The organism is Nonomuraea sp. NPDC048892, from assembly GCF_040649735.1.
GTDB classification, from domain to species: Bacteria; Actinomycetota; Actinomycetes; order Streptosporangiales; family Streptosporangiaceae; genus Nonomuraea; species Nonomuraea maheshkhaliensis.
Window position 1 is genome coordinate 151347 of record NZ_JBEZFZ010000017.1, and the last position, 22218, is coordinate 173564.

At 71.7% G+C, this 22218-nt stretch carries 22 protein-coding genes; 12 read left to right on the forward strand and 10 right to left on the reverse strand.

All coding sequences use genetic code 11. The annotated features are described in order from the left end of the window. The first annotated feature begins 38 nt into the window (after positions 1-38). Genes AB0C28_RS39625 through AB0C28_RS39635 form a run of 3 tightly spaced genes read left to right on the forward strand, consistent with a single transcriptional unit; the run spans position 39 to position 3078 of the window. A complete protein-coding gene (locus AB0C28_RS39625; RefSeq protein ID WP_357856199.1) occupies positions 39-1475 on the forward strand; it encodes an MFS transporter in 1437 nt (478 codons plus the stop codon). A 23-nt stretch (positions 1476-1498) separates the two neighbouring features. Beyond that, positions 1499-1918, forward strand: coding sequence for a thioesterase family protein (locus tag AB0C28_RS39630; protein WP_358080482.1), 420 nt, complete (start codon positions 1499-1501; stop codon positions 1916-1918). Next, positions 1915-3078, forward strand: coding sequence for an MFS transporter (locus AB0C28_RS39635; RefSeq protein WP_357856205.1), 1164 nt, complete (start codon positions 1915-1917; stop codon positions 3076-3078). The genes AB0C28_RS39630 and AB0C28_RS39635 overlap by 4 nt, the downstream gene beginning before the upstream one ends. Before the next feature lie 20 nt (positions 3079-3098). On the opposite strand, the gene AB0C28_RS39640 is transcribed toward AB0C28_RS39635, so the two are convergent. The 4 genes from AB0C28_RS39640 to AB0C28_RS39655 form a co-directional block, all read right to left on the reverse strand. Next, entirely contained in the window at positions 3099-4610 is a 1512-nt protein-coding gene (locus tag AB0C28_RS39640) for a glycoside hydrolase family 13 protein (RefSeq protein WP_357856381.1), read from the reverse strand. Between the two features lie 18 nt (positions 4611-4628). Further along, positions 4629-5009 carry a globin gene (locus AB0C28_RS39645; RefSeq protein ID WP_106238450.1) on the reverse strand — a complete coding sequence of 127 codons (381 nt, stop codon included), beginning with the start codon at positions 5007-5009 and terminating at the stop codon, positions 4629-4631. A gap of 10 nt (positions 5010-5019) precedes the next feature. Continuing rightward, the gene (locus tag AB0C28_RS39650; protein WP_357856209.1) at positions 5020-5883 is read right to left on the reverse strand and encodes a mechanosensitive ion channel family protein; all 864 of its coding nucleotides are present in this window, start codon (positions 5881-5883) and stop codon (positions 5020-5022) included. A 626-nt stretch (positions 5884-6509) separates the two neighbouring features. After that, positions 6510-6791 (reverse strand): hypothetical protein, encoded by a 282-nt coding sequence (locus AB0C28_RS39655; protein WP_106238446.1) that lies wholly within the window; start codon positions 6789-6791, stop codon positions 6510-6512. 275 nt (positions 6792-7066) lie between these two features. Here AB0C28_RS39655 and AB0C28_RS39660 point away from each other — a divergent pair, with 275 nt between their 5' ends. From AB0C28_RS39660 to AB0C28_RS39675, 4 genes are all read left to right on the forward strand, one after another. After that, positions 7067-8620, forward strand: coding sequence for an XRE family transcriptional regulator (locus AB0C28_RS39660; RefSeq protein ID WP_357856212.1), 1554 nt, complete (start codon positions 7067-7069; stop codon positions 8618-8620). Beyond that, entirely contained in the window at positions 8617-9105 is a 489-nt protein-coding gene (locus AB0C28_RS39665; RefSeq protein ID WP_346108146.1) for a GNAT family N-acetyltransferase, read from the forward strand. The genes AB0C28_RS39660 and AB0C28_RS39665 overlap by 4 nt, the downstream gene beginning before the upstream one ends. Positions 9106-9382: 277 nt before the next feature. Further along, complete coding sequence (locus tag AB0C28_RS39670; RefSeq protein ID WP_357856215.1) at positions 9383-10636, forward strand: DMT family transporter; 1254 nt, start codon at positions 9383-9385, stop codon at positions 10634-10636. Between the two features lie 275 nt (positions 10637-10911). Then, positions 10912-12543, forward strand: coding sequence for a tetratricopeptide repeat protein (locus tag AB0C28_RS39675; RefSeq protein ID WP_357856218.1), 1632 nt, complete (start codon positions 10912-10914; stop codon positions 12541-12543). A gap of 234 nt (positions 12544-12777) precedes the next feature. Here the strand turns inward: AB0C28_RS39675 and AB0C28_RS39680 are convergent, their stop codons facing one another. After that, on the reverse strand, positions 12778-13230 hold the full coding sequence (locus AB0C28_RS39680; protein ID WP_358080484.1) for a hypothetical protein: 453 nt from the start codon (positions 13228-13230) through the stop codon (positions 12778-12780). Positions 13231-13365: 135 nt separating this feature from the next. Between AB0C28_RS39680 and AB0C28_RS39685 the strand changes: the two genes are divergently transcribed. Beyond that, entirely contained in the window at positions 13366-14511 is a 1146-nt protein-coding gene (locus AB0C28_RS39685) for a pyridoxal phosphate-dependent aminotransferase (protein WP_357856223.1), read from the forward strand. A 22-nt stretch (positions 14512-14533) separates the two neighbouring features. On the opposite strand, the gene AB0C28_RS39690 is transcribed toward AB0C28_RS39685, so the two are convergent. After that, positions 14534-15472 carry a zinc-binding dehydrogenase gene (locus AB0C28_RS39690; RefSeq protein ID WP_358080486.1) on the reverse strand — a complete coding sequence of 313 codons (939 nt, stop codon included), beginning with the start codon at positions 15470-15472 and terminating at the stop codon, positions 14534-14536. Between the two features lie 79 nt (positions 15473-15551). Between AB0C28_RS39690 and AB0C28_RS39695 the strand changes: the two genes are divergently transcribed. Further along, complete coding sequence (locus tag AB0C28_RS39695) at positions 15552-16178, forward strand: helix-turn-helix domain-containing protein (RefSeq protein WP_357856228.1); 627 nt, start codon at positions 15552-15554, stop codon at positions 16176-16178. 15 nt (positions 16179-16193) lie between these two features. Next, a complete protein-coding gene (locus AB0C28_RS39700; protein ID WP_357856230.1) occupies positions 16194-16997 on the forward strand; it encodes a hypothetical protein in 804 nt (267 codons plus the stop codon). A 70-nt stretch (positions 16998-17067) separates the two neighbouring features. On the opposite strand, the gene AB0C28_RS39705 is transcribed toward AB0C28_RS39700, so the two are convergent. Continuing rightward, positions 17068-17514, reverse strand: a complete 447-nt coding sequence (locus AB0C28_RS39705) for an NUDIX domain-containing protein (protein ID WP_358080488.1) — start codon at positions 17512-17514, stop codon at positions 17068-17070. Positions 17515-17524: 10 nt separating this feature from the next. Next, complete coding sequence (locus AB0C28_RS39710; protein WP_357856235.1) at positions 17525-18493, reverse strand: DUF523 and DUF1722 domain-containing protein; 969 nt, start codon at positions 18491-18493, stop codon at positions 17525-17527. Between the two features lie 170 nt (positions 18494-18663). Here AB0C28_RS39710 and AB0C28_RS39715 point away from each other — a divergent pair, with 170 nt between their 5' ends. Continuing rightward, positions 18664-19545: a TIGR03620 family F420-dependent LLM class oxidoreductase gene (locus AB0C28_RS39715; RefSeq protein ID WP_357856238.1), complete on the forward strand. Its 882-nt coding sequence runs from the start codon at positions 18664-18666 to the stop codon at positions 19543-19545. Between the two features lie 52 nt (positions 19546-19597). Next, positions 19598-20560: an SDR family NAD(P)-dependent oxidoreductase gene (locus AB0C28_RS39720; protein WP_358080490.1), complete on the forward strand. Its 963-nt coding sequence runs from the start codon at positions 19598-19600 to the stop codon at positions 20558-20560. 16 nt (positions 20561-20576) lie between these two features. Here AB0C28_RS39720 and AB0C28_RS39725 read toward each other — a convergent pair whose 3' ends face one another. Beyond that, the gene (locus AB0C28_RS39725) at positions 20577-21209 is read right to left on the reverse strand and encodes a DUF47 family protein (RefSeq protein ID WP_357856244.1); all 633 of its coding nucleotides are present in this window, start codon (positions 21207-21209) and stop codon (positions 20577-20579) included. Positions 21210-21222: 13 nt separating this feature from the next. Beyond that, entirely contained in the window at positions 21223-22173 is a 951-nt protein-coding gene (locus AB0C28_RS39730) for an inorganic phosphate transporter (RefSeq protein ID WP_357856247.1), read from the reverse strand. Between the last annotated feature and the right edge of the window lie 45 nt (positions 22174-22218).

Below are 22218 nucleotides of genomic sequence, written 5' to 3' on the forward strand. Positions count from 1 at the left end.
ATTGGATTCTAGTATCAAAATCTAGAAAGGACAGGCCCTTGGCGGCGACGAGTACGACCTCCTCCCTCGGCTACGCCTGGCGCACGTTGTCGGTCGTGAGCATGGCCAGCGTGCTGACCGGTCTCGGCGGCAGCGCGATCAACGTCGCGCTCCCGGAGATCGCCAGGAACACCGGAGCCGGCGCCACGGCCGCGGGCTGGATCCTTCTCGGCTATCAGTTGACCACAACGGTCCTCATGGTGGTGTTCGGGCGGCTGGCCGATCTGTTCGGCCGGCGCCGGATGTACCTCCTGGGCCTGGCCACCTACACCGCGGCCGCGCTGCTGGCCGGCCTGGCTCCGAATGCCTGGGTGATCGTGGCCCTGCGGGTGCTCCAGGCGGCCGGGGCCGCCATGTTGCTCACCAACAGCGCCGCCCTGGTCAGCGACGCCTTCCCGCGCGAGCGGCTGGGGGAGGGGATGGGCGTCTACGTGGCCTCGTTCTCCATCGCCGGGCTGATCGGGCCGACGCTGGGCGGCGTGCTGGCCGAGAGCCTGGGCTGGCGCTGGGTGTTCTGGTTCAACGTGCCGATCGGGGTGATCTGCCTGGTGTGGGGAGCGTTCGTGCTGCGCCGTCCTGCTCCCGGCCGGCGCGAGAGCGGGCTGGACGCGCCGGGCAGCGCGCTCGTCCTGCTCACCCTGGGCGGGCTGCTGCTGGCGCTGTCGGAGTTCACCCGGCTCGGCTGGCAGCACCCGGTGGTGCTGGGCGGGCTGGCGGCCTTCGTCGTGGGGCTGCCGCTGTTCGTGCTGCGGGAACGGCGGGCCGCGCATCCCGTCGTGGACATGGGACTGTTCAGGGAACGGGCCTTCGCCTTCGGCACGCTCGCCTCGTTCCTCAACGCCGTCGCCAGGATGGGCATGGTCTTCCTGGTCGCGCTCTACTTCCAGGCCGTGCGCGGCGACGATCCCGTCCAGGCCGGGCTGAAGGTGCTGCCGCTGGCCGTGGCGGCCATGATCGCCTCGGTGGCCTCCGGCTTCCTGCAGCGCCTGCTGAGCGCGCGCACCCTGGCGGTGGCCGGGGCCGCCACCACCACGTGCGGGCTGACGGTGATGCTCGCCGTGATGTCGGCCGACACGCCGTATCCGGCCGTGGCGGCCGGGCTCGTGCTCATCGGGCTCGGCTCCGGCGTGTTCCTGCCCTCCAACACCACCGCCATCCTCGACGGACTGCCCTCCAACCGGCTCGGCATCGTCAACGCCATGCGCCTCATGGTGCAGAACACCGGCAACGTCGTCGGCACCGGCCTGGTGCTGTCGATCATCACCGCCCCGCTGCCCGCCGCGCTGCACCAGAGCGTCTTCGCCGGCACGCTCGCCCAGCTCTCGGGCGAGGCCGTCGGACAACTCGTGACCGGTTACCAATGGGCGCTGGGCACCATGGCCACGATCTCCGTCCTGACCGTGCTGGCCTGCCTGGCCCGGCGCAAGGCCACCTGACCGGGACGGGTACGGTTGCGGACGTGGTTGAACGCACTCCTGCCGAACGGCACATCTATCCCCGCACGGTGAGATTCGGCGACGTCGACTCCCAGGGGCACGTCAACAACGTGCGCTTCCTCGACTACCTGGAGGACGCCCGGTTCGGCATGTTCCACATCGATCCGTACAACGCGGGGGACGAGCCGTTCAAGGGCCTGGTCGTGACCCGCCACGAGATCGACTACCGCCGCCCGCTGGGCTTTCGCGCCCAGCCCGTGCGGGTGGAGACCTGGGTGACGGAGATCAGGTCGGTACGCTTCACCCTGCGCTACGAGATCGTCGACGACGAGGCGGTCTACGTCACCGCCATGTCCGTCCTGGCCGCCTACGACGTCGACCGGGCGGCGCCCCGCAGGCTCACCGAGAGCGAACTGGCCTACCTCAAACGCTTCGCGGAATGAGACGCTGGCTGATGCTGGCGCTGGGCGTCAACGCCCATGCCAGTGTCACCTTAGGTCTGTTCGGCCTGCCCTTGGTTATGCCCGAAATTTTGCGACATTTCAACGTCTCTCTTCCGGTGGGCGGGCTGATAGGGAACGCCCCGGCTTTGGGGATCCTGTGCACCCTCGTCGCCTGGGGTGCCCTGGCCGACCGGTACGGCGAGCGGCTGGTCCTGGGCGCCGGCGTCGGGCTCGCGGCGGTCATCTTCGCCGCAGTCGCCGTGGTCGAGGACACCTGGGCGGTCATCGGGCTGCTGGCGCTGGCCGGGGCGGCGGGCTCGGCCGCGATGGTGGGCGGCGGGCGCATCGTGCTGCGCTGGTTCCGCCCGCCGGAACGCGGCCTGGCCATGGGCGTGCGCCAGGTCTCCTTCACCCTCGGCATGGCCGTCGGCGCCTTCGCGCTCCCGCCCATGGCGCAGGCGTACGGGCTGCCCGGGGTGTTGCTGCTCTGCTCGGGCGCGAGCCTGGTGGCGGCCGTGCTGGCCGCGCTGTTCCTGGCCGAGCCGCCGCACCAGCTCGGCGCGGGCGGCGCGGAGCGGGAGCGCTCGCCGTACCGGCAGCCCGCGCTCTGGCGCGTGCACGCCACCAGCGCCCTGCACGTGGTGCCCCAGGTCGTGGTCAGCACGTACGGCGTGGACTGCCTGGTCAGGCTGTACGGCTGGGACGCGGTGGCGGCCGGGCGGCTGTTCGGCGTGGCGGCCATCGGCGGGGCCGTGGTGCGCGTCGCGGTCGGGCGCTGGTCCGACCGGACCGGCCTGCGCATGCGACCCCTCCTGCTGCTCACCCTCTGGTGCCTGGCCGTGCTCGCGCTGCTCGTCGCCGGCACCTACACCGGCGCCGCGCTCGGGCCCGCGATGATCGCGGTGGCCTCGGTGACGACCGTGGCCGGCAACGGGCTCGCCTACCTCTCGGCGGGCGAGCTGGCCGGCCCCGGCTGGGCGGGCAAGGTGCTCGGCACCCACAACACCGTGCAGAACACCGTCTCCCTGGCCGTGACGCCGCTGGCGGGCGCGCTCATCCTGAGCACCGGCTACTGGGCCGGCTTCGCCGCCGGCGCCGTCGCCGCCCTGGTCTCCCTGCCCGTCATCCCGTTACGCGGCGAGCGCTCGAAGCGTTCGTGACCGCTCCAAGCCCATGTGCTTCACGAGGCCGCGCGGCGTAGCCAGACGGCCGTGTCGGGCGGCAGCAGCCCGCTCCTGAGCGGCCCGCTCGACAGCAGCACCTCGTCGTGGCCGGGCAGGCGTACGGCATGCCCGCCGCAGTTGATCGCGCAGACCAGCGGCCCCCTGGTGAAGAAAAGCACTCCCTCAGGAGACTCCAGCCACTCCAAGGAGTAAGGAATCTCTCCCGCCAGCTCACGCCGGCAGGCCAGGGCCCGGCGGTAGAACTCCAGCGTCGAGTCCGCCACCCCCTCCTGCTTCTCCACGCTCAGCTCCGCGAACGACTCCGGCTGCGGCAGCCACGGCTCGGCCCCGCCCGAGGAGAACCCGTGCGAAGGCGGATCGACCGTCCACGGGATCGGCACCCGGCACCCGTCGCGCCCCGGCAGCTCGCCCTTCGACTGGAAGAAGACCGGGTCCTGCCTGGCCTCGTCCGGCAGGTCGCTCACCTCGGGCAGCCCCAGCTCCTCGCCCTGGTAGAGGTAGGCGGAGCCGGGCAGGGCCAGCGTCGCCAGCAGCGCCGCCCTGGCCCGCGCCAGGCCCGTGCCGGGCTCGGCGCCCTCGTAGCGGGTGCGGTGGCGTACGACGTCGTGGTTGGACAGCACCCAGGTGGCGAACGGCACCGTGGACAGGGTCTCCTCGATCACCTTCCTGAACGCCTGCGCCGACCACGGCGCCTGCAACCAGGCGAAGTTGAAGCTCTGGTGCAGTTCGTCGGGGCGCACGTACCGGGCCAGGTCCTCGAGGCGGTCGGTCCACACCTCGCCCACCGCCATCCGCTCGCCCGGATAGGAGTCCAGCAGCCGGCGCCAGTCGCGGTAGACGCCGTGCACCTCGGGCTGCCCCCACACCGGAGAGACCGAGATGAAGGACTGGTCGCCCACGTTCGGCAGCCCCTCGGCCTTGTACAGGCCCATCGCCACGTCGATGCGGAACCCGTCGACCCCCCGCTCCAGCCAGAACCGCAGCACGTCGAGGAACTCCGCGTGCACCTCGGGGTTGCGCCAGTTGAAGTCCGGCTGCTCCGGCGCGAACAGGTGCAGGTAGTACTGCCCGTCCGCCACCCGGGTCCAGGCCGGGCCGCCGAAGGTCGACTGCCAGTTGTTGGTGGTGTCGCGGAAGATGTAACGCTCACGCCCCTCGCCCCGCAGCGCGGCCTGGAACCACGGGTGCGCGGAGGAGCTGTGGTTGGGCACCACGTCCACCAGCACCCGCAGCCCGTGCTCGTGCGCGTCGGCGACCAGCGCCTCGAAGTCGGCGAGCGAGCCGAAGAGCGGGTCGACCCCGCGGTAGTCGGCCACGTCGTAGCCGCCGTCGGCCATCGGCGAGGGATAGAACGGGGTCAGCCAGATCGCGTCCACGCCCAGCCGCCGCAGGTAGGGCAGGCGCTCGCGCACCCCGGCCAGATCGCCGACGCCGTCGCCCGAGGCGTCGGCGAAACTGCGGACATAGATCTCGTAGACGACTGCGTCACGCCACCAGGGGATCTCCATGTGGCGTCTCATGCCCCGTTATGTGGGGGAGTTCACCAGACTGTGGGCCGCGTAGACCAGATAGTCCCACAGCCGGGTCTGCTGCTCCTCCGGCAGATCGAGCGAGTCGACCGCGTCGCGCATGTGGCGCAGCCACGCGTCACGCTCGGGCTCGCCGATCACGAACGGCATGTGGCGCATGCGCAGCCTGGGGTGGCCGCGCTGCTCGCTGTAGTCCTTGGGACCGCCCCAGTATTGGATGAGGAAGCCCCGCAGCCGCTCTTCGGCGCCCGTCAGATCGGGCTCCGGGTAGAGCGGCCGCAGTAGCGGGTCGTCCGCGACCCCTTCGTAGAAGCGGTGCACGAGGCGGCGAAATGTCTCCTCGCCTCCGACGGCGTCATAGAAGGAGGTCTCTGTCACGATTCCTAGCTTAGGCGCTGGCGACCATGGGGATGCCCGCGGTGTCGAGCGCCGTCTTGACCCGGAGCCGCAGCTCCCTCGCCACCTCCGCCTGCGCCGACGGCAGCGTCTTGGTGGAGATGCGGAAGACCAGCGAGCTGTCGGAGAGCTGCTCGACGCCGAACACCTGCGGCGGCTCCACCATCTTCGACTCGCGCAGCTCGGGGTCGGCCCAGATCTCCTCGGCCACCTGCTCGAGCAGCACCCGCACCCCGACGACGTCGGCGTCGTAGGCCACCGGGATGTCCATGTAGGCCCGTGACCAGCCCTGTGACTCGTTGCCCACCCGGGTGATCGTGCCGTTGCGCACGTACCAGACGCGGCCGTCGGAGTCGCGCAACCTCGTGACGCGCAGGGTGACCGCCTCGACCGTGCCGATCGCGGCGCCCGCGTCGATCACGTCGCCCACGCCGTACTGGTCTTCGAGGAGCATGAACATGCCGGCGATGAAGTCCTTGACCAGCTCTTGGGCGCCGAAGCCGATGGCCACGCCCAGAATGCCGACGCTGGTCAGCAGCGGCGCGATCGGGATCGTCAGCCGATCGAGCACGGTCAGCACCGCCGTGCCGAGGACGACGATCGAGGCGACGTGCTTGAGCACCGACCCCATCGTCTCGGCCCGCTGCTTGCGGCGCTCGTGCAGCAGCGCGTCGATCCCGTCGGTCGCCGCGCCCCTGCGGAACCGGCTCGTGATCGACCCGCCGGTCGCCGCTCTGTTGACCACTCTCGTGATGACCCGGTGCGCGAACTTCCTGATGATGAAGGCCAGCACGAGGATGAGCACGATGGTGATCGCACTGGAGACCAGTGGCGCCCAAGGCGCGTCGCCGAACATCTTGACCAGGGTAGAGCAAAGTACGGTGTCGCCTTCACACAGGGCGGACATCTGTGAGGCCATCTGGTCGATGTTGGGCATCACCGACGGAGAAGCTGTCGGTGGCTCCGCTGTCACCAGCAGTAACACTATGGTGGATCCCCCTCCGGAAGCGGTTCGGTCGGCTCTTTGGACCGATTCGATCCATTATCCAGCCGACCGAACCGCCCGTCGTCACATCACGCCGGGGAAGACGGGGACGCCGGTTCTCTGGGCCGCGGAGGGAGAGAGCCGGCGCTCCGATGACGGACGGCTCGGACCGGGACACACACCCGGAAGCATGTCCCGTGCCGGTTCCGGGAGGGATCCCCCGAACACCCGCCCGGCGTACCGGGAGGGTGGCTTGTCGCGTACGCGCGCGCGGCGCGCGTACGTAAGGTGCTGCGTGCCCGCCATGTGCGGCGGCGGGAACGCCAGGTGCTTCGTGTACGCCAGGCGCTTCGTGCGCGGCCGGGCCGGAACCGGCGGAGTGACCAGGGCCCCGCGAAAGGGAGACCCTCCGCACCGGCCACTCCGCCGGCCCCCAGGAGCCGCCGTGGGTCGCGGTGAGCCGTGGTGGCTGCGCTCCACCCGGATCACCGCGGTCATCACTCCCCCACGGCGGCGAGCACGCGTGCGACCTTCGTCGCGGCGCCGGCCGGGTCGTCGGCGGTGTGCATCCGCTCGCCCCAGGACCAGCAGTACCACCAGTCCGGCAGATCGGAGGACGCCGGCCGACAGGTGACGTTCTCGGACAGGCTGGTCGCCTGCGGGTTGATGACCCGGACGAACCTGCGACCGCTCTGGGTCTGGACCACTCGTGCGAGCAACCCGCGAGCGCCGAGTTCGGCCACGAGGCGCTCCAAGAGCTCGAAGTTGTCGTCCCCCACCGTTCGTTCCTCCCTCAGGAATCTTTGCTGGTGGGCCAAAGATGGCTCAAGTCAAGGGCTCGCGCAACGGCCCGTTCCGCTCACGGGGAGTGGCTTCTCACTCATGGGTTGTAAGAAACAGTCCCGGGGAGGACGATCCTTAACCGTAGGCTGGTTGCGGGCGTTTCCCATCCATCCGGCATTGCTTCATAGTCATGGGTAGGCGCACAGCAATCTGAGGGCTACGCTAAGTCACCAGTTGCGGACCGGTCGAGACATGCGGGAGAGGGGCCGGGATGTCCGGCAGACAGCACCGGGAGACGGAGATCGCCCGGCGGATCAGGGCCAAGGGCCTGGCCGTCGGGCGCACGTCCGCCCAGATAGCGGAAGAGATCCACGAAGCGTGCACGGGCCCGTTCGGCACCACGAGGATCAAGGCGCACCGCCTGTCCTACGGGATCGCGCTGGCCGACGTCATCGAGCAGGTGCGCGCCCTGTTCGAGCGTGACTCCAAGCCCCAGCCGGGCATCGGCGAGACGCTGCTGTCGGCGTACGAGAGCGGGCTGAAACGCCCCGGCCCCGAATACCTCCACTACCTGTGCACCGTCTACCGGGTCGAGCCGGTCGCGCTCGGCTACGACGCCCCGTGCATCTGCGGCCACGGGCACCGGATGCCGGGGCTCGTGACGGCCGAGATCAAGGAGCGCCCGGCGCCGCCTCCCGAGCGCGAGCTGCTCATGCAGCCCGCGGAGAGCGACCCCGCCGCGGAGGAGGACGAGAACGTCCTGCGCCGCACGTTGTTAACGCTGCTCAACACCGACGGCAACGCCTCCATGCAGCTCGACGGGCCGGTGCTGGGCGCGTGCGAGGGCATCAAACGCAGGCTGGACGAGACACTGGTGTCCTCCACCGTGTCCGCCGCGATGCTCGACCAGTGGGAGGAGTCGACGGTCAGCTTCGGCCGCCAGTACACGACGACGGCCCCGCTACGGCTGCTGTGCGACGTGCTGCTCGAACTGAGCGCCGTACGCGCCGCCATGTCCCGCCGCCAGCCCATCGACCTGCAAGAGCGCCTGTGCCGGATGGCCGCGCAGCTGTCCGGGCTGAGCGGCATGATCATGATCAACCTGGGTGACCACCGGCTGGCCCGCTCGTTCTTCCGCACCGGGCGTACCGCGGCCGACGAGACCGGCGACCGCGCGCTGCGGGCGTGGATCACGGCCCGCGAGTCGCTCGTCCCCCTCTACTTCGGCGACGCCCGCGAGGCGCTCACCCTGGCCAAGAAGAGCCGCGACATGGCCGGCTCCATGCCGTGCCCGGCGCAGGCCATGGCTCCGGTCGTCGAGGCCAGGGCGCTGGCCATGCTGTCGGGAGGCGAGAGCAAGAAGGAGATCGTCGACCAGGCCAAGCGCGCGCTGGCCCGGGCCAGAAACGCCTTCTCCCACATGAAGCCCGACGACAAGGAGGACATGGCGTTCGGCTACACCGAGCGGCAGCTCTACTTCTACCAGGGCGACGTGCTGACCAAGCTCGGCCAGACGATCGAGGCCGAGGTGGTGCTCGACCAGGCGCTGGGCAAATACGACAACCACATCCTCGACCAGACGCTGATCAGGCTGGACCAGGCCCACTGCCGGCTGCTCGACGGTGACGTCGGGGAGGCGGTGACCGTCGCCACCAACGCGCTCAGCCTGATCACCGACGACTATCTCACCGACTTCATCGTGCGGCCCGCGCTGCGGCTCGAACAGGCCATCATGGAGGCCGATCCCAACGCTCCCGGGCTGGAGGGGCTCAAGGCGCTGATCAGGCGGCGGCCGAAGCCCAATCTGAAGGGCGCTGATAAATGAAGCTCACGATCAGGCGCTATCGCTGGTCCGATCTCGACACCATCCTCGCCCTCCACCGGATCTGCCTGGCGGAGGTGGGCCTGGTCCCCGGCGACGGCGTCTACTACGACGACGACTTCCCCCGCATCCAGGAGATCTACCTGGCCTGCGGCGGGGACTTCCTGGTCGGGGAAGCGGGCTCGCGGGTGGTGTCCATGGGCGGGCTGAGACCCGTCGACACCGGCACCGCCGAGGTGTGCCGCTTACGGGTGCACCCCGAGTTCCAGGGCCGTGGTTTCGGCACGGCCATGCTGGTCGCGCTGGAGCGGCGTGCGGTCGAGCTCGGGTTCCACCGCGTCAGAGGTGACACGACGCTCAACCAGGAGGCCGCGCTGGCGCTGTACGCGCGCCAGGGATGGCGCGAACTCTCCCGCGAACGGGTCGGTGACCTGGTCGTCGTCTACGGGGAGAAACACCTGATCCCGCCGGCCGTACTCGACCGCTGAACCACCGCACGGCCCCGTCCCCCTCCTCCTGGGGCCGCCCCCTCTCGTCCTTCCCGGTGACCGTTTCCCGGGGCTCCCGGCGTGCCCTTTCCGCCGATCTTGATTTTCCTCCTCGTGGCCGGAGATCGATTCCGCCGGACGATTTGGCGCTTTTCGGATCCCCGGGATAAGGATGTCCGAGCCTCCGGGTGAGGGTCTTACCACCCAGGTGTAGCTAAGCCTCACCGGCTGCTCCCTGTACATCTACGGCTGCGAATAGTAGTGCCATGCTTTTCTCATGGCAGGCGTACCCGCTCCCCGCCCCCTTCTGGGAGCCGTGCTTCTGTTGTTCGTCAGCGCCGCTTGGGGGTCGGCCTTTCCGCTGATGAAAGATCTCATTCCCCGGTTACCTGTGGAGGATCTGCTCGCCGAGCGTTATCTGATCGCGGCGACGACGTTGTTCCTGTTCCGGCCGAAGAGCCTGCGGGGGCTGTCGCGGGAGACGTGGATCCACGGGATCACGCTCGGGGTGATGTTCGGGGTGGGACAGGTCGGTCAGGCGCTCGCGCTGGACCACCTGCCCTCGGCGGTGTCGGGGTTCGCCGTCGGCTGCACCGTGATCGTGACGCCGATCCTGTCGCTGCTGCTGTTCAGGGAGCCGGTGCGGCGGCGGATCTGGGGCGGGGTGCTGCTCGCGCTGACCGGTATGACCGTCTTCACGCTGCTGCGCGGGGTCGAGGGGCACAAGGTGTCGGTGCTCGCGCTGGGCGTCACGCTCACCGCCGCCGCCCTGTACGCCGGCCACACGCTCATGCTGGCCCGCCTGTCCAGGCGTCCGTCCGGCTTTCCCGCGTACGCGCTGACCGTGATCCAGCTCTTCACCATCGGCGGGCTCACCGGGGGCGCCGCCGTGCGCGACGGGATCTCCGTGCCGGGGAGTGTGTCCGACTGGCTGATCCTGGCGCACCTGTCCGTGGTGGCGTGCGCGCTGGGGTTCCTGGCCCGTTCCTACGCTCAGGCGCACGTGCCCGCGGTGCCGAGCCAGATCCTCATGTCCTCGCAGCCGGTCTGGGTGGCCGTGATCGCGGTGGTCTGGTTCCACGAGGAGATCGGCTGGGGCATGGTGGCGGGCGGCGTGCTGATGGCGGGGGCGACGCTGCTGGCGCTGCCGGCCAGGACCGGACGTACGAGAAAAGAGCTCGGCCGCCGTGATCTGCTGAAGGTGGCGGGCCGGGCCGCCAGGGCGCTGGACGGGAGGCGGGCCAGACGGGAGGATCCGCTGGGGTTGCAGGGCGGCGCGGCCACGTACCTGGCGAAGAGCGCCTGCCGGGACGTCAGGTCGTGTCCCTGGCAGACGCGCTCGCTGAAGGGAGGCGCCGAGCCGAGCCTGGAGCGGCTGATCGAGCGGGCGACGTTCATCGTCCGGGCGAAGGGGGGACACGGGCCCGGGTGTTGCCAGTCGGTCACCCTGCTCGGCCGGTGCCTGTGCGACCTGATGGAGGATTCGGCACCTCATACCACACGATTGCGCCGGTGGTTTCGCTCCAAATAGGTTAGATATACCATTCAAAAGGCAAGTGCTTTTTATCCATTAGCCTCCCACTTAATCGGAATAAACCTTGATATCCGGTGGGGTGACTCAATAATAGGTAATTACCCCCAAGTGGAGAGGCATGTCATGAAGCGCATCGTCGTCCGCAAGCCTGGAACCGCGAGGCTGGCAGGGACCTCCAGCGTCATTCACAAGGGGTGATCGAGGAGAGGTCCCACCTCAGGGTTCAGGGCTCACCGCCTGCCCGACCCGGGGTCGCGCGGCTGATCACGCCGATGATCGACGCACACCGGCGGCCGCGCGGCCCCTACACCGTGGCCGCGGCGCTGCTGCCGGCCCTGGTACCTGACACTTTGCGTCGCTCACCCGCTCTCGTGGCGGCCCACGACATCGAGATCCTCGCCGCCGCGCCCGAACTGGCCGGACTCGTCCGGGCCGGACGTGGCACGATCGAGGCCGGGCTCTCCGAGGACGAGCGCATCCTCGTGCCCGCTCCGCGCCGGACGCTGCGGCTGGCCAACGGCCTGGCCGAGTACGTACGCGACGCCGTGTCCCCGGGTGCGGCGCTGGCCGTGTGCAACGGCGACGCGGCCGACCCGACCGACACCGAGCTGGTCGAGGTCATGATGCGGCGCATCCCGCCCACGACGTTGTCGATCACGGTGTACTCCGGCGGCCCCGAGCCCCCGCCTGACACCCGCGACGCCGACGAGCTCTGGACGCTCGTCGACCGCTGCACGCGGGAGGGCTTCCTGCACGCCGCGGCCGAGTTGGGGGAGCGGGGCATGGCGCGGACCGAGCCGGGCGGCGCCCGCTGGTGGCGCTTCGCCCAGCGCACGGCGACCGCGCTCGGCGGGCTCGGCCGTACCTCCGAGGCGCGGGCGGTCTGGGACCGGGTGCGCCTGAGCAGCCAGGATCCGGCGATGCACGCCGCGGCGGCGTACGGGACCGGCATGCTCGACGCCCGCCACCCCGACCCCGCCCGCCGCGACCTGGGCCGGGCCAGGTCCTGGGTCAACCTGGCCATCGCCATCTCCACCCTGTTACCCGACCCGGCCGAGCGGGCCTTCAAGCTCGGCTTCGACCGCAACGGCCTGGCCCTGGTCGAGCTGCGGCAGGGCCGGCTGGACGCCGCGCTTGAGCTGGTGGAGTCGGCCATCGAGCTGGCGCGCGAGCTGGGGGAGCGCCATCCGCTGCACCGGATGGTGCTGCTGGCCAACCGGGCGCAGCTGCTGGCCGGGCTCGGGCACACCAAGGAGGCCCTGGAGGACTACGGGGCGGCCATCGCGATCGATCCCGGCTTTCCCGACCACTATCTGGAACGCGGCAATCTGCTGTTCAAGCTCGGACGCCACGACGACGCGCTGTCGGACTTCGAACGGGCCATCGCCGCCGGGCCGCCGCTGCCCGAGGCGTACTACAACCGGGCGGAGCTGCGTACCGTACGGGGCGACGTCGAGGGGGCGCTGGCCGACCTCGGACGGGTGATCGAGCTCGACCCCGACGCCGTGGACGCCTACATCAACCGGGCCGGGCTGCTGGCCGGGGCGGGCCTGGACGAGGAGGCCGCGCGCGACGTCGAGTCCGGGCTGGCGCTGGCCCCCGACAGCCCGCACCTGCTCACGGTGCTGGGCCAGCTGGAGACCGCGGCGGGCCGCCACGCCGAGGCGCGGACGGCACTCGACCGCGCCGTGGCCCTGGCCCCCGAGCTGCCTGCGGCCTGGGGGAACCGGGGGGTGCTGAGGTACGCGATGGGCGACGTGGAGGGGGCGGTGTCCGACCTCACGCGCGCCATCGAACGACAACCCCAGGCCGACCTGTACGCCAACCGCGCGGTCGCCCTACGCGCCCTGGGCCGCGACGCCGATGCGGAGGCGGACGACCGTCGCGCGGCCCACCTGTCGTGAGACGCGGACGGCCGTCGCGCGGTCTGCCTGTCCTCAGCGGAGCGTGACGGCTGGGCCCGCGCGCAACCTGCGGTCCTGCCGGTCGTGTGTGCTCGTTGCCGGGGCGAGGGCGCGCGTGAGGGCCCCGCCGTCGGGGCGAAGCGGTGGCGTCTCCAGAGACCGTAGCGATGCTAGGGCGGCGGCCGGCGTGACCTCGCAGGCCGTAGCGCGCCAGGGAGGCGGCCAGCGCTGAGCTCACAGGCCGTAGCGGGCCAGGGAGGCGGCCAGCGCGACCGGCAGCAGTGCCGCCAGCCCGAGCGCGGCCACCACCTTCCACCATCGCGCCACCCCGGGCTCCGTCATGAACGCCGCCAGCGCACCCGCTCCCGCGAACGCCGCTACTGCCGCGGCCAGGTCCGCGAGTGGTGACGTCCACGAGGGCAGTGACTCGCCGGCCAGTCGCAGCACCACCAGCACGCCCGCGGCCACCAGCGCCACCCGCCGCCCCGGTCGCACGCCCACCCGCTCCAGCGCCAGGGCGAACCCGGCGAGCAGGGCCAGGCTGATCGCCACGACGAGGCCGAGGGCCGGCGGCAGGCAGCCCCATTCCTCGCAGCCGACGCCGGTCCAGGCCAGCCGCACGGAGGCCCACCACAGCACACCGAGCACGGCGCACACCGCAGCCGCCCGCCCCATACGCCCCCTCATGTCGCCCATGCTGCCATCCGCCGAGCCCACCGGACGCCCGCTCGCCTGTCTCCACTTCCCCTCGGGGCGCTTGACAGGGGTTCGTGGCTGAGAGACCGTTCCGTATACGGAACGCTCTTCGACGGAGGTGCTGTGATGCGGCCCAACTCCCGATTCGCGCAGGTTCAGCCGTTCGACATCGACAAGGTCGCCGCTGCGGCCGGAGCCGACCCCGACGTGCTGCGGATGGAGAACCTCGACACCGACGTCCCGCCCCCGCCGGCGGCCGTGGCGGCGACGACCCGGTCCCTGGCGGAGGGGACGGGCAACAGCTGGCTGCCGTTCACCGGCCTGCCCGAGCTGTGCGAGGCGGTGGCGGCGGACCTGCGCCTGCGCACCGGGCTCGACTACGACCCGGTACGCCAGATCGCCATCACCTCGGGCGGCACCTCGGCGGTCATGCCCGTGCTGCTGGCCACCACCGAGCCCGGCGACCAGGTGGTCCTCACCGACCCCACCTACGCGGGCCTGCTCCAGCGCGTACGCCTGGCGGGCGCCCGCCCCCACCTGGTCCCCCTGCGCGTGGAGGGCGGCCACTGGCGGCTGGACCGCGACGCGCTCGGCGAGGTGCGCTCGGCCGCGGCGCTGCTACTGATGAGCCCGTCGATGCCGTCGGGCGTGGTCCTCGACGAGGAGGACTGGACGGCGGTGGCGCGGGCCTGCGAGCGCACCGGCGCCTACCTGATCTACGACGCGGCCATGGAACGCATCGTCTTCGACGGCCATCCGCGGATCAACCCGTGCCGCGTGGAGGGCCTGGGTGAGCGCACGATCATCATCGGGTCGGTGTCGAAGGAATACCGCATGATCGGCTGGCGGATCGGCTGGGTGGCGGGCCCGGCCGACATCATGTCCCGGATCATGGTGGCGACCATCTACAACACGACCGTGGCCAGCGGGTTCCACCAGATCGGCGCCGCCGCCGCGCTCAGGGAGCCGTCGGGCGTCGCGGAGGCGGTGGCCGAATACCAGGCCCGCCACGAGACGGTGGTCGCCCAGCTCGCCGACCTGCCGCTGGTACGGGCGGGCGGCGGCTGGTCGTGCCTGGTGGACGCCGAGGCCATGGGGCTGACGGCGGACGTGCTCTCGGCCCGCCTGCTCGAACGCGGGCGCGTGGCCGCCACTCCGATGACGGCGTGGGGGGAGGAGGTCGCCCGCCGGTACGTGCGCCTGGTCTTCAGCGCCGAGCCCGTCAAGCGCCTGTCCGAGCTACGAGCCCGGTTCGCGGCAGCGCTGGCCTGAGCCGAGCCTGGTCAAGCGCCTGCTAAGGCTGCCGTGCCGGTCTGAGCAGGCTCTTGCCGGTGATCGTGCGGGCCTCGATGGCGGCGTGCGCCTGCGCGGCCGACTCCAGCGGGTACGTGGCCCCGATGACCGGCCGCAGTTGCCCGGCGGAGGCCAGTTCCAGCGCCCGCCTGGCCAGCTCGCGCAGATCCGTGGCGGGCCAGGACACGGCGGTCACCCGGGGATCGGGGGTGGTCATGGCCCCGCCCGCCATCCCGTACACGCTCAGCCGGCCCCCGTCCTTGAGCAACCCCTGAGCCGCGGCGCCGATCTCGCCGCCGACCCCGTCGAAGACCACGTCCAGGCCGCCGGTCGCCTCCCGGACGATCCGGGTCCAGCCGGGGCCGGTGTAGTCCACGGTCAGCTCGGCGCCGAGTGACGCGGCCAGTTCGCGTTTGGCCGCGCTGCCCGCCGCGCCGACCACATGGGCCCCCGCCCGCCGGGCGAGCTGCACGAGCAGGCTGCCCACACCGCCGCCGGCCGCCTCGACCAGCACCCACTCGCCGGGCGCCGGCGCGGCGGCGCCGACCAGCCCCAAAGCGGTGCGCCCGTCCGCGAGCAGCGCCACCGCGACCTCGGGCGACAGGTCCCCGGGGATCGGGATGAGGTCGCCGGCCTGGGCCACGGCCAGCTCCGCGTAGCCGCCGAGGCCGCCCAGCGTGCTGACCACGCGCGTGCCCACGACGGAGGGGTCCACGCCGTCGCCGGTCGCGCGTACCGTACCGGCGACACCGTTGCCGAGCACGGCCGGCAGCTCGACGCGGCGCGGCCCCCGGTCGGCGCGCAGCTGCGTCTCCACGAACGTGATGCCCGCCACCTCCACCTCCACCAGCACCTGCCCGGCCCCGGGAACGGGGTCGGGCACCTCCTCCACCACCAGCGTCTCCGCCCCGCCGTACCGCCGAAGGACCACCGCGCGCATGTCGTACCTCATCTCTTATCGGAGCAAATCGCTCCGACTAGCTTAACGGAGCGCTGCGCTCCGCAATATCCTGTACGTCATGAGCACACGCGGCAGGCAGGCCGAGGCCGCACGCAACGATCTGGCCCTGCTGCGGGCGGCGCACGAGGTGTTCACCACGCAGGGCTTCGACGCTCCCGTGTCGGCCATCGCCAGGAAGGCGGGCGTCGGCATGGGCAGCCTCTATCGCCGCTACCGCACCAAGGAGGAGCTGCTCCAGCGCCTGTGCCTGATCGCCATGGAACGCAGCCTGGAGCGCGCCGAGGCGGGGCTGACCCACGCCGACCCGTGGGAGGGGCTGGCACTCTACGTACGCGGCAGCGTGGCCGACAAGTCGGGCGCGCTGGCGCCGGTCGCCGGCACCATCGAGGTCACCGACGAGATGTGGCGCGTCGCCCGCACCGCAGGCGAGGCCGCCGCCCGGCTCGTGGCCAGGGCGCACGAGGCCGGGGTGCTCAGGAACGACGTGACCCGGCTCGACATCGCCCTGCTGATCGAGCAGTTCAGCCGCCCCGCCCCCGGCCCGCCCGCCCCCGAGCACGACCAGGCCGAGCAGCGCCTGCTCGCCGTCGCCCTCGACGGCCTGCGCGCGCCGGGCACGACCGGCCTGCCGGGCGAACCGCCGAGCCCCGAGTGGTACGAACGGCGCTGGGGACACGCCCCGTAGGGCTACGGTGGGTGCGTGGGCTACAACGATCTGTTCCGTGACCTCGACCACAGCGCCAGCGTCCAGGCGGCGGGCATCAGACGCGGCTACGGCGGGCCGCCCGCCCGCACCGTCAACGCCAGGTCGGGCCTGACCCGGCTGCGCTGCGCCTCCTTGCTCAAGCCGCTCTACGCCTGGATGAGCGCCGCCCACATCCCCGACGCCGAGCGGTGGCGCCGCCACGCCGAGCCCGCCGTCGTCGTCTCCTCCAACGCCGACACGCTCAACCTGTGGCTCTCCGTCGGCCCCCGCGTCATCCTCGACGACCTGCGCGAACGCACCGGCGTGGCCTGGACGCCGCCGAACGGCGACCAGTCCAGGTTCGGCTCGGTCGAGGTCGCGGCCGAGGAGGTGGCCACCGCCTACGCGGTGCTCGCCCAGGCCGCCGCGGCGGGCGACCCGGTGGCCGGGACCGTGCTCGGCTGGATGGGCGACGTGGGCGACGAGCAGACGTTCGGCGCCCGCGACGCGCTGCGCTCGCCCAAGGCGGCGGTCAAGTGCGGCTGGTACGGCTCCCCCGAGGAGACCTGCCTGCGCACCCACGCCGTGGCCGTCCTGCCCCGCGGCGGCACCAGGGTCACCGTGGTCGTCGCGATGACCGCGCTGCCCTACGTGGACGCGCACGCGCGCGAGGTCTACCGCGACCGGATCGGCAAGGGGCTGCCGGTGGAGGAGGAGCACGAGAAGGTGTCGGGGGCGCTGCTGCGCGACCTGATGGCCACCACGCTCGAAGAACTGGGCCACCAGAGCGGAGGGGCCGGGCGGGCCGGCATGCGCTGACGGGGCGACGGGAGAGCGAGGGCCGGCGTGCGCTGACGGGGCGACGGGAGAGCGAGCGGTCCTGAGCGCCTTACCGTCGCTCGCCCACGAGTTCCGCCACGACCGCCGCCAGCTCCGGCGGCTGCACGTCCCCGGGCAGTTCCGCGGCCCACACATGGCCGCGGAAGGCGCCCAGTTCCTCCTCGGTCAGGCGCCCTGGACGCACCTCCGGGCGGGCCTCGGCGAATCTAGCCAGGTAGAACGGCTCGCGCTTGACGTACCGCACGCCCAGCCAGCGGAAGTCCCGCCCGACCTCGACGCAGCGATCGTCCAGCACGGCCGAGCCCGGCAGCCCGGTCTCCTCCTCCAGTTCCCGCCGGGCGGCCTCCAGCGGCGTCTCACCCGCCTCGACCCCGCCGCCGGGCGGCTCCCAGACGTCCACCTGGTCGACCTCGTCGTACCAGTGCATCAGCAGCACCCTGCCGTCGCGGTCGAGGCACACCACCCGCGCGGCGAGCCGGTCGTTGAGCGCGTTCACAGGGTGAACGTTATCCCCGGGCGGGGACGTGGTTACGCAGCCGCAGGTCGTCGGGGTAGGGGGAGAAGTACGTCTGGTCGCGTACGTACGCCGCCGCCTCCCCCCGCGCGTGATGGAGCAGCAGCGTCGTAGGCACGCTCAGCGGCACCAGGCCCGCCTGGTAGGAGTCGATCACCTCCACCAGGTCGGCCCGCCGGACCGGATCGAGCGCGAGCATGCCGAGACAGTGCTGCAGCACGTTGACGTTCCTGCCCGGGGTGGCCTTGGTAGCGAGCGCGCGCTGGAACACCTCGGCGTAACGGGCGCCCACCTCCTCGCGCGGCAGCGACCCCGCCCGCGCGACCACGCGGCCCGCCTCCCGGTAGAGCTGGGGATCGTGCGCGAGCACCTGCATCTTGTGCCGGGCGTGGAAGGCGACCAGGTCACGCGGCCGCCAGTCGCCTTCGAGCAGCGCGCGCAGCCGGGCATGCGCGAAGACACGCTCGACGAAGCTCTCCCGCAGCAGCGCGTCACGCAGGCGGCCCTCGTCCTCGACCGGGAGCAGCGGGTGATGTTCCATGACGATCCCGGCGAACAGCCCCCGGTTGCGCCGGCCGAGCGGCGGCCCCTCCTCGGGGTAGAGGGGCACGCCGTGGATGCCGCAGGTGGGGCTTTTGGACTTGAACACGTATCCGTCGACGTCCAGCTCGGCCGCCCGCCGCTCGGCCAGCGCCGTCATGCGGTCGGTCAGGTCCTCGTGCGTCGCCCGCGTCACGAGCCGGGGGCCCTCGCCCGACAGCTCCTGGCGCAGGGTCTCGCGCGGGGTGCCGAGACCCGCCTCCATCTCGGGGCAGACGGGCACCCAGTCGACGTACGGAGCCAGGACATCGGTCAGGAAGCGGTCGCGGCTGTGCCCGCCGTTGTATCTGACCAGCTCACCCACCAGGCAGGACGACACGCCCACCCGAGGACGCCCGCTCGCTCCTGACGTGGTGCTCACTCTCTCTTCCTGCCCCGAAGCGCACTCTTCCTGCCCCGAAGCGGGGCAGCGGGCGACCAAGTTCAGGGAGATCACGCCAATTCTCGCCCCCGCCGGGGACACGGCCGAGGCTCCTGGGTACGGTCCCATCGCGATCACGTACGCGGACAGCACAGGCGAAGGGGGCGGTCGTGGAGATCGGGCGCGTCGGAGTGTGGCATCCCATGGTCGGGCAGGCGCCCGCGGCGGAGGGGCGGCGGGCGGCGGCCGAGATCGAGGCGCTGGGATACGGCTCGATCTGGGTCAACGAGGGCTACGCCGGCAAGGAGCCGTTCGCGAGCGCCGCCGTGCTGCTGGCCGCCACCGAGCGCGTCACCGTCGGTACCGGCATCGCCAACCTGTGGGCCAGGGACGCCATGGCCATGGCGGGCGGCGCGGTGACGCTGGCCGACGCCTTCCCCGGCCGGTTCCTGCTGGGCGTCGGCGTCAGCCACGGCGCGCTGGTCTCCCGCCGCGGCCACGACTACGGCAAGCCGCTGACCGCCATGCGCACCTACCTGGACGCCATGGACGAGGCCGAGCGCATGCTGCCCAAGGGCGACTGCCCCCGGCTCCTGGCCGCGCTGCGGCCGCGGATGCTGGAGCTTTCGAGAGAGCGGGCGGACGGCGCCCACACCTACTTCGTGCCGCCCGAGCACACCGCGCAGGCCCGCCGAATCCTCGGCACGGACCGGCTGCTCATCCCGGAGCAGGCGATCGTCCTGGAGAGCGATCCGGCCCGCGCCCGCGCGACAGCCCGCGCCCACATGGACACGTACCTCAAGCTGCCGAACTACCTCAACAACCTGCGCACGCTCGGCTTCACCGACGACGACCTCGCGGACGCGGGCTCCGACCGCCTGGTGGACGCGATCGTGGCCTGGGGCGGCACGGAGGCCGTCGTCGAGCGCGTGCGCGCCCACCTCGACGCGGGCGCCGACCACGTCCTGCTCCAGCCGCTCTCGCCGCAGGGGCCCGACCTCGCCGACGCCGTCGCCCAGCTCACCCGGCTGGCTCCCGAGCTGGGCCTTTGACCGTCCGGATGGGGTTTGACCTGGAGTGCGCTCCAATTCGTACCGTGGAGGCATGACCACACCACAGCACAAGATCGGGTCCGGGTTCGGCGCCAGGAGCACCGCTGAGGAGGTCCTGCGCGGGATCGACCTGTCCGGGAAGCTGGCGATCGTCACCGGCGGCTACTCCGGCCTCGGCCTGGAGACCACGCGCGCGCTCGCCGGCGCCGGCGCCCACGTCGTCGTGCCCGCCCGGCGCCCCGAGGCCGCCAGGCAGGCGCTCGGCGACATCGACGGGGTCGAGGTGGACGAGCTGGACCTCGGCGACCTCGCCAGTGTCCGCGGCTTCGCCGAGCGTTTCCTGGCCACCGGCCGCGACGCCGACCTCGTCATCGGCAACGCGGCGATCATGGCCTGCCCGGAGACGCGCGTCGGCCCCGGCTGGGAGGCGCAGTTCGCCACCAACCACCTCGGCCACTACGCGCTGGTCAACCTGCTCTGGCCGGCCATCGCCAGAGGCCGCGGCCGGGTGGTGGCCGTCTCGTCCGCCGGCCACCGCCGCTCCGGCATGCGCTGGGACGATGTCATGTTCGAGCGCGGCTACGACAAGTGGCAGGCGTACGGGCAGGCCAAGACCGCGAACGTGCTGTTCGCCGTGCACCTCGACGCGCTCGCCCAGGCTTCTGGCGTACGCGCGTTCGCCGTGCACCCGGGCGGCATCCTCACCCCGCTCCAGCGCCACCTGCCCAAGGAGGAGATGGTCGCGCTGGGCTGGATCGACGAGGAGGGCAACGCGCTGCCGGCCAGCCTCAAGACGCCCGAGCAGGGCGCCGCCACCCAGGTGTGGGCGGCGACGTCACCGCAGCTGGGCGGCATGGGCGGCGTCTACTGCGAGGACTGCGACATCGCCGAGCCGACCACCGAGCCGGACGCGCCGTCCGGCGTGCGCCCCTACGCGACCGACCCCGGCCAGGCCGCCCGCCTGTGGGCGCTGTCGGCGGAGCTCACGGGCGTCGACGCGTTCGCGTCCAGCTAGCGGCGTCCTTCTCGGCTCAGCGCTTCATCGCGCCGTCGGCGATGGCGTCCGCCGCGTCGCCGATGGCCACGCCGACGATCTCCAGGCGGCGGACGAGCTCCCGCTCCTTCATCGCCTCGGGCGTGATCTCCCCGGAGAAGATCCGCGAGATTTCGTACTGGTACATCCGCCGGATGGCGCCGCCCGCCTTCTTCGCCTCCAGCGCGTCCTGGGCCACCACGGACGGGCGGGAGGCGAGGTCGCGCACGGCGTTCTCCAGCGCGTCGATGCCCACGATGACCTGGTCGAGCAGCGGGGTGAAGCGGATCTGGTCGGGCACCCGGTAGAGGTGCGACTCGCGGACGAAGTCGCGCAGCGAGTCGAGCACGTCGTCGATCGAGCGGGAGAGCCGGAACAGGTCCTCCCGGTCGATGGGCGTGACGAGGGCGGTCTTGAGCTCGTCGATCAGGCGACTCCGCTCCTCGTCGCCGAGATGTTCGATCGTCCGCATCTGCTCGTGCGCGCCCGTCCTGCCCACCTCGCCGCCGATCATGGCCATGGCCAGCCAGGCGCCTTCCTTGGTCGCTTCGAGCTGCCCGAGCAGCGCCTCAGTGAGCGCACTGTCCATGCGACCGGTCATCAGGTCTTTGATCCGCCGCAGCCGCTTCACCACCTGGCCCCTTTCACGAGAGTCTCACGCTAGCGAATCCCTTCACCAGCAGGGCCAGGGCCCAGCCCAGCAGCCCGCTGGCGGGAAGCGTCAGCACCCAGGCCGTGGCGATCTTGACGGCGGCGTACCAGCGGACCCGGCCGCCGCCCTGGGAGACGCCCGCGCCGATGAGACCGCCGGCGATGGCCTGCGTCATGCTCACCGGCATGCTCGCGACGGCGCAGCCGATCACCGCCGCGCCCGCGGCCAGCTCGGCCGCGACCCCGTGCGGAGGCCGGGAGACGATGATCTCGCGCCCCAGCGTGCGGCCCGCCCTGGGCAGGCCGTAGAGGGTGCCGAGCCCGAACAGCACGGCCACCAGCACCGTGTACGGGAGCGGCGCGCCGGTGAACCCGACCGCGATCATGAACACGGCCAGCATCTTCTGCCCGTCGTTGGCGGCGTACGCGACGGTCTGCAGCAGGAACCCGACCCAGTGCCAGCGCCACAGCCTGCGTGCCGTCGTCGTCTTCACCAGCAGCCGGATGATCATCCACGCGGCCAGCCCGCCCACGAACGGCGCGGCCACGCCGAACGCGAGCACCAGCGCCACGGAACCGGGCGAGACCGGCAGCCCCCACCCCAGCCCGGCGCCGGTGAGGCCGCCCACGACGGCCAGGGTGAGGCTGGTCGGGCGGCCCTTCGCGCTGAGCACCGTCACCACGGAGAGCGACGAGACCACCGCGATCGTCATCGCGATCCGCCCGCCCGGCTCGTCGAAGGAGGCCAGCCGCGTCACGAACGTCAGCGCCACCTGGTGGGTGAAGAGCGGGACCACCGCCACCAGCGTGACCAGAGTGAGAATGCCGGTGGCCGGGCGGACCGTGGGCAGCTTGAGCCCCGTCACGAGGAGCGCACCACCGTCGTTGACCCCGGAGACGACGGCGAACAGACCGGCGACCACCACGAGTATGACCGCGTCCAAAGGCCCCCCGAATACGTTACGACACCGCGTTATGACTAATAAGTA

Bases quoted from the DNA above. Each gene is read 5' to 3' on its own strand.
- AB0C28_RS39650 (WP_357856209.1), bottom strand. From the start codon at position 5,883: ATGTTCGGCGACGCGCCTTGGGCGCCACTGGTCTCCAGTGCGATCACC.
- AB0C28_RS39680 (WP_358080484.1), bottom strand. From the start codon at position 13,230: ATGAGGGGGCGTATGGGGCGGGCGGCTGCGGTGTGCGCCGTGCTCGGT.
- AB0C28_RS39665 (WP_346108146.1), top strand. From the start codon at position 8,617: ATGAAGCTCACGATCAGGCGCTATCGCTGGTCCGATCTCGACACCATC.
- AB0C28_RS39690 (WP_358080486.1), bottom strand. From the start codon at position 15,472: ATGCGCGCGGTGGTCCTTCGGCGGTACGGCGGGGCGGAGACGCTGGTG.
- AB0C28_RS39675 (WP_357856218.1), top strand. From the start codon at position 10,912: ATGATCGACGCACACCGGCGGCCGCGCGGCCCCTACACCGTGGCCGCG.
- AB0C28_RS39670 (WP_357856215.1), top strand. From the start codon at position 9,383: ATGGCAGGCGTACCCGCTCCCCGCCCCCTTCTGGGAGCCGTGCTTCTG.
- AB0C28_RS39660 (WP_357856212.1), top strand. From the start codon at position 7,067: ATGTCCGGCAGACAGCACCGGGAGACGGAGATCGCCCGGCGGATCAGG.
- AB0C28_RS39720 (WP_358080490.1), top strand. From the start codon at position 19,598: ATGACCACACCACAGCACAAGATCGGGTCCGGGTTCGGCGCCAGGAGC.
- AB0C28_RS39695 (WP_357856228.1), top strand. From the start codon at position 15,552: ATGAGCACACGCGGCAGGCAGGCCGAGGCCGCACGCAACGATCTGGCC.
- AB0C28_RS39685 (WP_357856223.1), top strand. From the start codon at position 13,366: ATGCGGCCCAACTCCCGATTCGCGCAGGTTCAGCCGTTCGACATCGAC.
- AB0C28_RS39635 (WP_357856205.1), top strand. From the start codon at position 1,915: ATGAGACGCTGGCTGATGCTGGCGCTGGGCGTCAACGCCCATGCCAGT.
- AB0C28_RS39640 (WP_357856381.1), bottom strand. From the start codon at position 4,610: ATGGAGATCCCCTGGTGGCGTGACGCAGTCGTCTACGAGATCTATGTC.